This window comes from Flavobacterium sp. GSA192 (genome assembly GCF_006386525.1).
Classification (GTDB): Bacteria; Bacteroidota; Bacteroidia; order Flavobacteriales; family Flavobacteriaceae; genus Flavobacterium; species Flavobacterium commune.
Genome location: NZ_VAHC01000002.1, coordinates 332,465 through 345,501, shown reverse-complemented (window position 1 = coordinate 345,501; position 13,037 = coordinate 332,465). Strand labels below are relative to the sequence as shown.

Annotated in this window: 7 protein-coding genes; all 7 read right to left on the bottom strand. The window is 37.4% G+C overall.

What is annotated here, in order from left to right:
* Nucleotides 1–35: 35 nt before the first annotated feature.
* The gene (locus FDM27_RS05530) at nt 36–1,601 is read right to left on the bottom strand and encodes an MGH1-like glycoside hydrolase domain-containing protein (protein ID WP_140485523.1); all 1,566 of its coding nucleotides are present in this window, start codon (nt 1,599–1,601) and stop codon (nt 36–38) included.
* 103 nt (nt 1,602–1,704) lie between these two features.
* Nucleotides 1,705–4,182 carry a glycosyl hydrolase family 95 catalytic domain-containing protein gene (locus FDM27_RS05525; RefSeq protein WP_140485522.1) on the bottom strand — a complete coding sequence of 826 codons (2,478 nt, stop codon included), beginning with the start codon at nt 4,180–4,182 and terminating at the stop codon, nt 1,705–1,707.
* Entirely contained in the window at nt 4,166–5,593 is a 1,428-nt protein-coding gene (locus tag FDM27_RS05520) for an alpha/beta hydrolase family protein (RefSeq protein ID WP_255510486.1), read from the bottom strand. The genes FDM27_RS05525 and FDM27_RS05520 overlap by 17 nt, the downstream gene beginning before the upstream one ends.
* A 26-nt stretch (nt 5,594–5,619) precedes the next feature.
* Entirely contained in the window at nt 5,620–8,409 is a 2,790-nt protein-coding gene (locus FDM27_RS05515; protein ID WP_140485521.1) for a family 78 glycoside hydrolase catalytic domain, read from the bottom strand.
* Nucleotides 8,410–8,534: 125 nt separating this feature from the next.
* The gene (locus FDM27_RS05510) at nt 8,535–10,409 is read right to left on the bottom strand and encodes a six-hairpin glycosidase (protein ID WP_140485520.1); all 1,875 of its coding nucleotides are present in this window, start codon (nt 10,407–10,409) and stop codon (nt 8,535–8,537) included.
* A 78-nt stretch (nt 10,410–10,487) separates the two neighbouring features.
* Nucleotides 10,488–11,405: a glycoside hydrolase family 43 protein gene (locus FDM27_RS05505; protein WP_140485519.1), complete on the bottom strand. Its 918-nt coding sequence runs from the start codon at nt 11,403–11,405 to the stop codon at nt 10,488–10,490.
* Nucleotides 11,406–11,418: 13 nt separating this feature from the next.
* Nucleotides 11,419–12,999 (bottom strand): glycoside hydrolase family 28 protein, encoded by a 1,581-nt coding sequence (locus tag FDM27_RS05500; RefSeq protein ID WP_140485518.1) that lies wholly within the window; start codon nt 12,997–12,999, stop codon nt 11,419–11,421.
* Between the last annotated feature and the right edge of the window lie 38 nt (nt 13,000–13,037).

The following is a 13,037-nucleotide window of genomic DNA, read 5'->3' as shown; positions in this document are numbered from 1 at the left end:
TATAAATATTATGCTTCTCCGAAGCATTCAAAACTCTATTCCGAAATCACTCGCTGCAATTTTTCAGAAACCGCAATTTCCTTACCGTTTTTAAAAATTCTGAAACCTTTTCCTTTACCATATTTCTCCCCTGTTTTATCCCAAAGAATCGTTATGATATTCCCGTGATACAAAACATTATCCAAACAAAACCAATCCCACTTATCTTGTGGAATCAACGGATTCACTTCAATTTTTTCATCCGCTCTTGGACGTAAACCAACCAATCCGGTAATCATCAAATCGTTAAAAGTCGAGTGATTGTAATAACGGCTTCTTTCCCTGTCACCCATCAGCCAATAACCTGTCGTTTCATCCAGATATTCTCCAATATAAGGTCTGCCACGATAGTATTGTGATTCGACATACAGATTCATCTGTTTAAAATAATCGGTTTTGGCAACGAAATTCTGATTGTAATTATTCAGAACATTCGCCAAAGCGGTTAAGGTTTGCGCTGTCGCAAAAGGCCAAATCGCACCGTCCCATTCGCAGGTTCCAGTTCCGTGAGTTCTAAAACGCGGACTTCTTCGCTCGGCAGTTGTCAAACCAAAAGGCGCCGAAAACCCTTTTTCATCCTTAATCTGTTCCCATGCTTTTTCAAAACCTTTGTCTTTTTGTGGCAAATTAAAATACCACGGAATAAATCCGATGGCTTCGCGAACCTGCGCTAAAGTATCTTTCTCGGTAAAAGTTTCAAAAAATTCACTTTTCGAATTCCATAATTTGGTTTCTATCAATTGTTTCAGGACATCAGCTTTGGCTTTAAACTTCGCTTCCACTTCCTTGTCGCCTTTCATAGATGCCATTTTAGCAATCGCAATTGCATTTCCATACATATAACTGTTAATCGTCGGTCTTGCATTTTGCACTTTTCGCCCGCCACTCAACGACTCTTCCATTCCGTCCTTTACGTCATGTTGCCAAAACAAACCATCTTTACGCTGACGGTCTTTTTCCCAAACCGCATAATCAGTCACCATATCTGGGTACATATCCAATAAGAATTTTTCATCCTTATTCACCAAATAACGATTGTACAAAGCATCAGCTGTCCAACTGCTGAATTTATACAATTTGTTCATAGGTTTTCCTTCATTGCCACGGTACCAAATTTTCACATCCTGCTCAATGTACTGCGGATTGTGCACCCAACGAAATTCATTGATATGATGCCCAACCGCACAAGCAATCAAATTGTATTTATCAGCATACGAACGATCTACCAAAAACTCCGTAATTCCGAAACCAAGTGGCGTTTTCTTGATGTGTTTTCGAGCTGTCCACCAACGATAATAATAAATTTCCTCAAAATTCTGTTGCGGACATTCAAACAACGGAATATTTTTTTCCATCCACGCCCACGCACTATCATTCGGAATCGCAAATTTCAGATTCTCCTCTTCCATGATGTTGAAATAATCAACATAATGCTTGTAATTATCCGCTTTTAAAATAACTGCCGTTCCTTTTTTAGAATGTGCCGCTCCTGACTTACAACTACTGAAAGCTGCAATCATTATTACGAAAGCTATTATCTTGTATTTAAATTGGTGTAACATTGTTCTAATTATTTTATTTAGTTTTCCGTTTGTCATTGCGAGGAACGAAGCAATCACATCTGTTGCTCACGTTATGAGATTGCTTCGTTCCTCGCAATGACCATTAATTCCCATAAAAAGTATAAGTCTGCCCAGCTTTCATTTCCACATCATATTCATTATACTTTGGCAATTGCACTTTAGGCAATTTTGCTTCTTTAGAAATGATTGGTTTCTTTACTTCAACCTCATAAAACAACGGATTCGGGTTTTTACCTTTTGCTTTTTTAAACGCAATTCCTTTTTCTGCTTTTAATGTATTTTCCAATTTCAATCGGCAGTTTCCTCCTAATTTTGAATACACTTTCAAAATCGAAACTTTATTGTTTTTCCAGGTCATATCAATTACAAATCCGCCTCGGGTTACCAAACCTTTGATGCTTCCTTCTTTCCAAACCGTTGGCAAGGCCGGTAATAAATGAATCGCATCTTCCTGAGATTGCATCAGCATTTCGGCAATTCCGGCAGTACATCCAAAGTTACCGTCAATCTGAAATGGCTGATGGGCGTCAAGCATATTTGGGTAAGTTCCTCCACCTTTGCGTTGGTCAGCGGTTACCAAATGCAATTGGTCCTGAATTAATTTATAAGCGTGATTTCCGTCTAGTAAACGAGCCCATAAATTAACTTTCCAACCCATAGACCATCCTGTCGATTCATCTGTTCTGTAAATCAAGGATTGTTTAGCCGCTTCAAATAATTCAGGTGTTTTAATTGGTGAAATTTGATTACTCGGAAACAAACCGTATAAATGCGAAACATGACGGTGATTGTCTTTTGGATTGTCCCAATCTTCCTGCCATTCCTGTAACTGATTGTGTTTTCCCACTTTCATTGGAGGCATTTTAGCCAAAGCTTCCTTCAATTTTTTAGTAAAAGCTGCATCTGGAGAAACCAAAGCTGAAGCTTTCATCACATTAGTAAATAAATCAAAAACCAACTGATTATCCATAGTTGTTCCCGAAGCAATGGTCGATTTTCCATCCTCACCGGCATGAACATTCTCAGGCGAAGAAGAAGGCACTACCACCAAATAACCTGTATTTGGATCTTGAATCATAAAATCTAAAAAGAACTGAGCCGCTCCTTTCATCACCGGATAAATTTCGTTTAAATATTTTTTATCACCGGTGTACAAATAACGTTCCCACAAATCCTGACAAACCCAGGCGCCACCTGTTGGCCACATTCCTGAAGCTGCCTGATCTACCGGAGCGGTTACGCGCCAAATATCGGTATTATGATGCAAGACCCAACCGCGGGCATTATACATTGTTTTTGCTGTTTCGGCACCGGTAACACTCAATTCTTTTGCCATTTGGATAAACGGCTCGTGCATTTCAGAAAGATTGGTAACCTCAGACGGCCAATAATTCATCTCTGCATTGATATTCATGGTGTATTTACTATCCCAAGGCGGAGAAACCATATCGTTCCAAATCCCCTGTAAATTAGCCGGCTGACCACCCGGTTGCGAAGAAGAAATCAACAAATAACGTCCAAACTGAAAATACAGCGCTGCCAGTTGCGGATCAAATTGATTCTTAAAATCACGAATACGTTCGTCTGTAGGTTTCTTTGCATTAGCATTTGAACCTAAATCTAAACTCACACGATCGAAGTACTTTTGATAAAAAGCTACATGATTCTTTTTAATGGTTTCGAAATCTTTTGGCAAAGCCACTGCTAAATATTTTTTACATTTTGGAGTTTGATCTTCATCCAAAGTTTTATAGTCCACAAAATTGGTCGCAATCGAAATGTACAAAGTCGCTTCATCGGCACCATTAATGCTTACAACACCATTTTTAGAAGTTACTTTTCCGCCTTTATTTTGAACTGCCAAACGCCCTTCAAATTTCACTTTTCCTTTTACTCCTTCAAAATTAGTTCCCGTTCCTGTCATTACAATCTCGTTGCTGTCTGAAAAAGAAACTGTTTTATCAATCGGGCTGTTCATCATTACATTACAAGTGATTTTTCCAGCTTTACTTGCCGATAATTTCACTGCAATCACCTGATCAGAAAAAGAAGTCAAGACTTCTCTCTTGTAAGTCACACCATCTACTTCGTATTGTACCGAAGCAGTGGCATTAGAAATATCTAAATCTCTATAATAGTTTTTGTAATCATTATGTCCGTTAAACGAAATATAAACGCCTCCAAAAGTCTGGTATGGCATTCCGTCATTGGTTTGCGACATAATATCGCGTGTGGCTAAATCCTGAGCTTCTTTGAATTTGCCTTCGAAAACTAATTTTCTAACAACCGGCAAAGCTTCCAATGATTTTGAATGCGCATTAGTATTTGGCGAACCAGCCCAAATAGTTTCTTCGTTTAATTGTAATCTTTCAATTGACGGATCTCCAAAAACCATCGCTCCTAAACGACCATTACCCAAAGGCAAGGCTTCGTTCCAGATAGCTGCGGGTTTATTGTACCACAATTTTAAATCGGATTTTGATTGCGCCTGAAATGTAAACGTTACCACAAAAGCCGATAATACAAATATTATTTTCGCTATATTATTTCTTAACTTCATATACTTTTTCGTTTTTTTCGCCAAAAAGGGCATACAATTCATTAATATCTTTTAAAGCATTTGCCGGTAACTTTTCGCCTTTAGTACCAAAAACCAATAACTTTTCTGTTGGTTCAATTACGCAAGTCGATTCATCTATTTCGCCTTTGCTGTTTTTTACTTTGCTAATATCCAAACCTAAATATTTTGCCATAAAAGGATACATCGCCATGCGTTTTGACTCTCCATAATTATGTCCTTCTTTAGGAAAATGTACATTTTCAACCAAACTTTGTTTTCCATACATACCATAGGTTTTTTGAATAAATGGAAATTCTAATTCCGGCACTGTAGCCGTCCAATCGCCACCATCGGAAACAATCAACTGTGGTTTTGGAGCTGCCATGGCTGCAATTTCAGCATTGTTAGTTCCGTTTCCACAAAGGTGTAAACCGCGACCACTTTCGCAAGGACAACCGCCTGTAAAATGAGACGAAGTCATAACCACAGTAACTGAAACTTTAATTCTGTCATCAATCGCTGCTAAAAACATCGTTTGAGAACCACCTCCTGAACCACCTGTAGCTCCTACCCGGTTCATGTCGGCATATTTTTGTGTTGCCAAATAATCTAACAATCGTTCTGCACTTAAAACCTGAATGGTTTGAGCAATACTATTTCTATGCAAAGTCGATTCAAATTGTAAAGTAGATTCGCCCCAGGCAAACAAGTCAAAATCTACTACAACTGCTCCCATTTTTGCCAAAATAGCGCAACGCAATTGCTGGTCTTTTCTATATCTTCCATCACCAAAATGCCCATTTGGCGTAATTACCACCGGCACTTTTCCTTTTAAAGGATAGGGTTTATAAATAGAACCTGTTACATAAACACCCGGAATAATTTCTAAACCAATATTCTCCACACTGTAATCTTTATAGATTCTTTTTGGGGTTAAAATTGGCTTTGCCTTTGGCATCGGCGGTGCTTTGTCTAAACCAATGGAACTAATGATGCATTGTTTTAAATCGGCTTTTCTGGTTTCCCAAGCTTTTAAATTAGGATACAAATCAGCCAAAAATTCTAAACGTTCTTTTCCAATAGTAGCCGATCTTCTGGCATATTCAAATTTTCGAATAGCATAAGTTGAATCGTTTTCTTTAAAAAAAGTAAGATCAAATGGCGCTAAAATGGCTGTCAATGAAACGTCTAGATTGCCTTGTCGAATTCTCCATTCGGCATAATCCAGTTCCTTGCCTTTTAGCAAACCATCTTTGTCGATGATGGTTATTTTAAAAATGGATTCTATTGTTTTGATGGCCTTTACTATCGGTTCTTTATAATTATCATCCGATGTTTGTGCTTCTACCTTTGGCAGCAACAAAAATAGCAATACCACAATAAACAACTTCTTCATTTTATTCCTTTTCATCCTTAAATTTATCATTTTATTTTCATTTACAAAGCACATTCTACAACATACATTCCTGAACCTAAAACAAATGAAGCTTTTTCTTCATTGGCTAAAACTTTTAGAACATTTTTAGAATCGCTTAGTATTTTACCATTTACTTTGATAAGTGCATTCTTTTTTACCGGCAATTTTACTGTTGCCGTGGTATTAGCAGGAATCGTAAATTTAAAAGATACTTTACCCTCTTTTTTCTCCCACTCCGATGCAATTTCCCCAAAAACCGAATTGTAACTTCCTTTTACAAAAGTCATATCACCTACAATTTCCGGTTGCAGGAAGAAATGTTTGAATCCTGGATTCGTTTCATCAGGAACAATCCCTACTAAACTTTCATAAAACCATTCCTCAATTTGCCCCATCATAAAATGGTTCCATGAATTTCCTTTTCTCGGATCCCATTGCTCCGTTAAGGTGGTCAAGCCAAATTTAATTTGGAAACCATAACCCGGAGCATCATAATGATTGTGCATTTTGTACATTACCTCATTCAGCCCATTATCGGCCAAAACCTGAAATAAATAACGATTCCCCACATCTCCGGTGGTCAATCGATAATTTCTAGCTTTAATGTCGTTAACCAAATTGTCTAAAACAGCCTGCTTATCTTCCGGAGCAACCATGTTTAAAAACAACGGAACGGCATTGCTAAACTGACTTCCTGTGCCATATTGTTTCGTCTTTGTATCAAAGAACTTGCCATTAAATGATTTTTTTACACTTATTGCTAAATTTTCATAAGTAACTGCATCTTCTTTCTTATTTAATAGCTTCGCAGCCTTAGCCAGCAAATCGACTCCAAAATAATAATGTGATGTAGCGGAAAGTGCTATCGGACTGTTTTTAGAATAACCCGCCGCATGTTCTCCGTAGTCATACCAATCGCCCAAGCCATAAGAAACAATGCCTTTGTCTGCCTTTGAAGTCAGGTAATCCACATATTTTTTCATTACAGGATAATATTCTTTCAACAAAGAATCATCGCCATAATATTCATAATACATCCAAGGCAAAATTACACCTGCCACACCCCATTCAGGCGAATCGGTAAAATCGCCACCAAAAATCACATATTCCGGCGCAATAGTAGGAATCATGCCGTTTTCACGCTGTGCATCGGCAATGTTTTGCATGATGGACGGAATATAATTTTTCAGATTGTAATTGTAAATTAATCCGGGACCGTTTAGATGTGATTCTTCAAGCCAACCCAGTTTTTCTCTGTGCGGACAATCGGTCAATACACTTTGAAAATTACTTTTAATGGCATTATTAATCAGCTCATGCGTTTTATTAAAAATTTCATTCGAAGAAGTAAAACTTCCTGCTGTTCCAGCCGAATTATAAATAAAATTAGATTTTAAATCTACAATTGTTGGCAGTGAAAAATCCTTTGTTTCTTTGTAATTCACACCTTCAATTTGCATGTATTGGTAGCCATAATAGCTAAATCTTGGCTGCCATTCTTCTACGCCTTCCCCATTTAAAGTATAATCAAAATAATACGTTTTTCCTGACCTTCCCTGACCAACGGTTCCGTCGTCATTCAATCCTTCACCAACCCAAATGCGTACTTTTTGTCCTTTTTTTCCTTTTACTTTTATCGTTGGAAAACCGGATAAATTTTGTCCCATATTAAAAACACGAACTCCAGCTTTTGGTTCCGTTACGGCTTTAACGCCAAATTGTTCTTCAATCTGTATAGGAGTGGTTTGTTGGGCTCTTAAAAACCCTTTTGGCGCTTCCTGAACAACAACTGATTTCCAATTATTATCATTAAAACCAGCCGTATTCCAGCCTTTCTGCTCCAGATTGGCATTATAATCTTCGCCTCCAAAAATACTGTTGAACGTAATTGGACTTTTTGAATATTTCCAACTTTTATCGGTTTTTATAATTTGTTCCGAACCGTCTTCGTAGACTACTTTCATCTTCAAAAACAAGGTTGGCGGGCCAAAACTCACGAAGAATTTCGCATACCTTTCGGCAAGCATATTGTACATTCCGTTACCCAATAAAACCCCGATTACGTTCTCGCCTTTCAGCAATTCGTTCGCATTGATTTCATAGGTATTGTAATAAACTGTTTTGTCATAATCCGTCCACAAAGGTGCAAACACACTATTACCTACTTTTTTTCCATTCAGTGTCAATTCATAATGTCCCAATCCCGAAACATAAACCACGGCTTCTTTTATTTTTTTCGAAACAGCAAATGATTTACGCAATTGAATACTTCTTCGGGACAAAGAATCGCTGGCATCAATAATGGCTTGTTTCTTTTCTTTTTTGAAAGTTACAGCATGATAATTTCGGCCTTCCGGCAAATGACTATCGGCCTTTGTAATGGCACCAATCCAAGTTGGATTCAAATCCGAAGGCTGCGTTCTGAAATAAGCTGCGACACTCCAATTAGAAACTGTCTTTTCATTCGACCAAACTCTTACTTTCCAGAAATACTTGCTTTCGCTTTTTAAGCCTTTACCATTATAACGCACATCCTGACTTGCAGCAGAAACTACTTTTCCGCTATCCCAAACATCTCCTTCGTTGCGATTTAATTTCTCTTTTGACGAAGCTATCAATAACTGATAAGCCGTCTGCAAAACATTGAAATCTTTAGAACTTAATTGCCAACTAAAAACAGGTGTTTGTGCACTTATTGCCAAAGGATTTGTAGCGCTATTGCATGTTAAATGGCTAACAGCAATTTGTCCATTAGAACTAAAAGTCACTAATAAACAAAGTAGAAATACTATGGATTTTAAATTCTTCATTTCTTATTGTTGAGATTAGCACACGGATGACACTGATTTACTTTGTAAAAGCGCGGATAAAAACGGATTTTTAAAATCTGTATTAATCTGCGTCTTCGCGATAGCGAATCCGTTTCATCTGTGTCCTATAATTTTTTCGTAACCAAAGATTTGATATTAAACACAGCTTCCGGGATTAATTTACCCGTATCAGGCAAATCAACAAAATCCGGTGTATCCGGTTCTGTATCTGGATTTGGCGTATAACGTTGCTCTCCTGTGCGGAACATAATGCGTGAAATACCATCAACCGGAGCATAGAATATCTTAAAAGTTTCTTTACTGTCGTTCACCTGAATCGTATAAGAACGAGAAGTAACATCTAACTTCACAGTAAGCTTATATTCTTTTCCGGCTTCGTATTTTCCAATTCCACCATGACGAGCTCCATGTTTTACTTTTATTTCCCCATCCGAATCAAATACAATTCGAATAGCAGGAAGTCCTTGTCTATTTTGGAATTCAACCTGTAAAAGACCATTATTATTTTGTTCAGGAACTACGGTAAAAGTAGCTTCCATTTTTTGGGCAAACGGAATCACACGTTCGGCACGGGAATAGTCGAAAGCATCCTGATCGCGAAGAGTCAGTGCTTTTTGGCCGTCAGCTTTCTTTTCTATTTTAGCAGAAGCCCATGCCAAATCGTAAGTATTCCACATTTTTAATTCATCGCCATTTGGCAAATTATTGAAAACATCGTTGGCATTTTCTTTCACCTCACTGGTTACCGGAACCGGAATTGAAGCTACCCAAATATCTTCTTTGTTCACACTGTAACTCACCCAAAGTTTACCGTCTGGTGGCGTTCCGTTTCCTTCCAGAATTCCGCGTACATACTGTGGACCTGCCGATTTGTAGTTTCCACCATAACGCATCGGACTGATTTCGCCGTGAACCAACAATAAATCTTTATAATTCAAACCATCATCAGAGGTAGAAATTGCCAATGGCCAACGGTATTCTGAAGGATTATATACTGTTGCATAACGGTTATCAGATGTTTTTTGTCCCCAGATTTTAGCATTGCTGTTTACAAAACCAGGCGCACGCAAAGGGGTATATTCCCAGGTTTTTCCATTGTCTTTACTTAAAGATGTCAAAGCAAATTTCCAAAGTCCCACGACATTTCCGTTAGGCAAATGATAATAATTGAAAGCTTTGTATTGTTTTTTTAATGGAATTAATTCGTCATCCCTGTCGGCTTCTTCCACCCACTGTTGCATTAACAAAGGTTTAGAAAGTAACTCATCGCAGGCTTTGATGAATTTTTTGTCTTTACTCTTTTTATAAAACGGAAAGGTCGTTGGCAACGGGTTTCCAGTTTTGTTGTATCTGATAAAATAAATTGGCCCAAAAGTTCCGTCTTTGTAGATTTCCCTCACCACACGACCAATTCCTTTCCCGTCATTAGGGTCGTCTTTTTTATCCATGGCCACTCCGTAATAACCTAAAGAAAGTAATCTGTTATCCGAAGAAACATAAAATCCCATACGCTGGTGCATAATGGCATCCAGATTTTTAGCCACACCTTCTACCTCTGTTTTTTTAAATCCGTCAGGAACGCGGTAAATAGGGAAAAGCACCTTAGGTTTTGTCCAGTTGACCCCATCTTTAGAAGTCATCAAAAAAGTCTGACTCGGCGGAATGTGCTCACCCGAAGGATCACTCAAATAATGTAAATAAAAAGTATTATTCCAATACGCCATCATTGACTGATGATTGTAGGTCCAACCAAAACCATCTGCTTTATCAGGATGTTCACGACTGGCACGCATAATTTGCGTAGCGTGAACCCCCACAGCCGGACTCAATTGTCCATGATGGTAATCGACATTGGAAAGTGTTTTACCAACATATTTTATGGTATCATTTTGAGCAATTGCAGAATGAATTGCACCACAAGTCAATAAAATTGTTGTTGCTGTTGCAATATTGCTTTTTATATTTTGAAATAGAATCATTGTTCTTTAATTTTATTTTTGCCACAGATTTTACGGATTTCAAAGATTTCTAATCCTTTTAATCTGTGGCATTATATTTTACTTCTTTTCAATTAAAGCTTTCAAAGTTTTCTTTGAAATAGTTGTAATCGTTCCGTGTTTATGACCTTCCGGAAGTTTAATTTTTGAACTTACGTTTTCAAAATTTTTAAAATCAGCAGTTCGAATGGCCTGGTAATTTTTAGCTCCGTAGTTATCGTAATAAATCAACCAGTCTTTGCCTAAATTCACTACTGTAGGCCCTTCCGACAAATAATCGGTTAAGGGATTTGAAATATTTTCGAATGGTCCCAGAGGTGTTTTTCCAAAAGCCACTTTTATATTTCGCATCGGTCGGGTATTGTCCTTTAAAACCAAAACATAATCGTTTTTAGCACGTTTTAACAACACACAATCAATAACCGAAAAACCAGGTTCAAAAAACAATTTGGTATCCGAAAAAGTCTTGAAATCCTTAGTCGTTACATAATACATTCGATGATTGTTTTTCTCTTCTTCCACTCCTTTTGCAAAACGGAAAGGAATAGTAGAAGCCCAAATGATAATATAACGATCCTGTTCATCATCATAAAAAATTTCGGGAGCCCAGACATTGACAACCTCTGGTTCGTTTTTCATCACGTGGATGTACTGTTGCTCTGACCAATGGATTAAATCCTTAGAACTGGCATAACCAAAACCGTCCCCGCCTTTCCAATCGGTGGTCCAAACCATGTGATACACATCATTTTTCCCTTTTACAATGGAAGGATCTCTCATGATTTTACTCTTTCCGGCTTCAGGTTTTAAGTAAGGCCCGCCCAAATCTTTCCAATGGTAACCGTCTTCACTGGAAGCCAAATACAATCCATCAGTAGCCGGTTCTCTAAAAGAAGTAAACAAATAAGCTTCATTCTTTTTAGAAACACAACTGGATAAACCAACTAATACTAATAATGCTATTGTAATTTTTTTCATCAAATTAATCCTTTTATTCAACAATGGCTGCCGCGTTTAATGCTGCTCCTTTGTTTACTACTTTTTTCACATTGTTAAAAACGTTATTCTTTAAATAAATTCCTTTGGTTTTAGCACCATCGGCTTCTAAGAAAATATCGGTAGCAAACATTGGGAAATTATTATTAATCATCATATTTGAAACATTCGTCAATTTAATCAATGGAGTATTGGCAATTGGTTTCATTGTAGCCACATTGTCTAAAATTAAATTAGTCGAATTTTCGATTTCGAAAGAAGCCCCCATTTTAGTGGTAACTTTTACATCGTGAAATTCAACATTATCTGTGGTGTTCAATGTAAATCCGTCTTCAGACTGGATATTTATGTTCGAAAAAGAAATATTTTGAACCGGCATTTCAGAAATCCCAACAATAGATCCGGCTTTTTTAACATCAGTTCCTGTTAAATTACTGATGTGAATGTTTCTAAAAATAGGTGTTCGCTCCGAAACCGGTTCTTCTTTACTTGATTTATCATAAAACAAATCCATGATAATAGCATTTTCTTTGATGTTTTTCATCACGATATTGTCAACACGAATGTCTTCAACCACTCCTCCACGACCACGAGCCGATTTCAATCGGATTCCTCTGTCGGTACCGTCAAAAACACAATTTGAAATCGTGATTTTTTTGATTCCACCCGACATTTCACTTCCAATAACAACTCCACCGTGACCGCTCAACATAGTACAATTGGTAATCGTTACATTCTCGGTAGCTACACCATATTTTCTACCGTCGGCATCTCTTCCTGATTTAATGGTAATACAGTCATCACCTACGCTAATGTGACAATTAGAAATGTGTACATTTTTGCAAGACGAAGGATTGATTCCGTCGGTATTAGGCGAATGCGGATTGTTGATTGTAATTCCAGTAATGGTTATGTTCTCACAAAACTCCGGATTTATCGTCCAAAAAGGAGAATTTTGAAAAGTAACTCCTTCTATTAAAATATTCTTGCAATTAAGCACCTGGAAAAAAGAAGGTCTGAAGAACTTTTTATCCATGGTTCTTTTATAATATGGTTCATAACCAATTGCAGGATTTTGTTCGTCCCACATTTTTTGCCATTTTGTTAAAGGAATTGGTCCTTTGGCAGTTTCAATTCGGTACACTTCATTCCACCAGACTTTTCCCTGTCCGTCGATTACTCCTCTTCCTTTGATGCTAATGTTTTCGGCATCTTTAGCATAAAATAATGGCGAAAAAGTTTTCATCATGATACCTTCATAACGCATTTCTACATAAGGCAGGTAATCATCAAAATTCTCAGAAAATTTTAAAACTGCCCCGGCATCCAAATAAATTGTGATGTTGCTTTTTAATTTTAAAGCACCTGTTAAATAATTTCCGGCAGGAAAATAAACAGTTCCACCTCCATCATTAGTTGATGCTTTATCAATAGCACCTTGAATTGCTTTTGTACACAGGATTCCTTTGTTGTTTCCACCAGCATTCAGGATATTAATCCATCCTTCATTTTTAGCGAAAGCGGAATTGAATCCAGCAATTAAACAAAGTAGTAATAGTATATGTTTGATTTTCATAATTGTTGCTTTTGGTTTTGCGCAGATTCGACAGATTT

Bases quoted from the DNA above. Each gene is read 5' to 3' on its own strand.
- FDM27_RS05530 (WP_140485523.1), bottom strand. From the start codon at position 1,601: ATGTTACACCAATTTAAATACAAGATAATAGCTTTCGTAATAATGATT.
- FDM27_RS05525 (WP_140485522.1), bottom strand. From the start codon at position 4,182: ATGAAGTTAAGAAATAATATAGCGAAAATAATATTTGTATTATCGGCT.
- FDM27_RS05520 (WP_255510486.1), bottom strand. From the start codon at position 5,593: ATGAAAAGGAATAAAATGAAGAAGTTGTTTATTGTGGTATTGCTATTT.
- FDM27_RS05515 (WP_140485521.1), bottom strand. From the start codon at position 8,409: ATGAAGAATTTAAAATCCATAGTATTTCTACTTTGTTTATTAGTGACT.
- FDM27_RS05510 (WP_140485520.1), bottom strand. From the start codon at position 10,409: ATGATTCTATTTCAAAATATAAAAAGCAATATTGCAACAGCAACAACA.
- FDM27_RS05505 (WP_140485519.1), bottom strand. From the start codon at position 11,405: ATGAAAAAAATTACAATAGCATTATTAGTATTAGTTGGTTTATCCAGT.
- FDM27_RS05500 (WP_140485518.1), bottom strand. From the start codon at position 12,999: ATGAAAATCAAACATATACTATTACTACTTTGTTTAATTGCTGGATTC.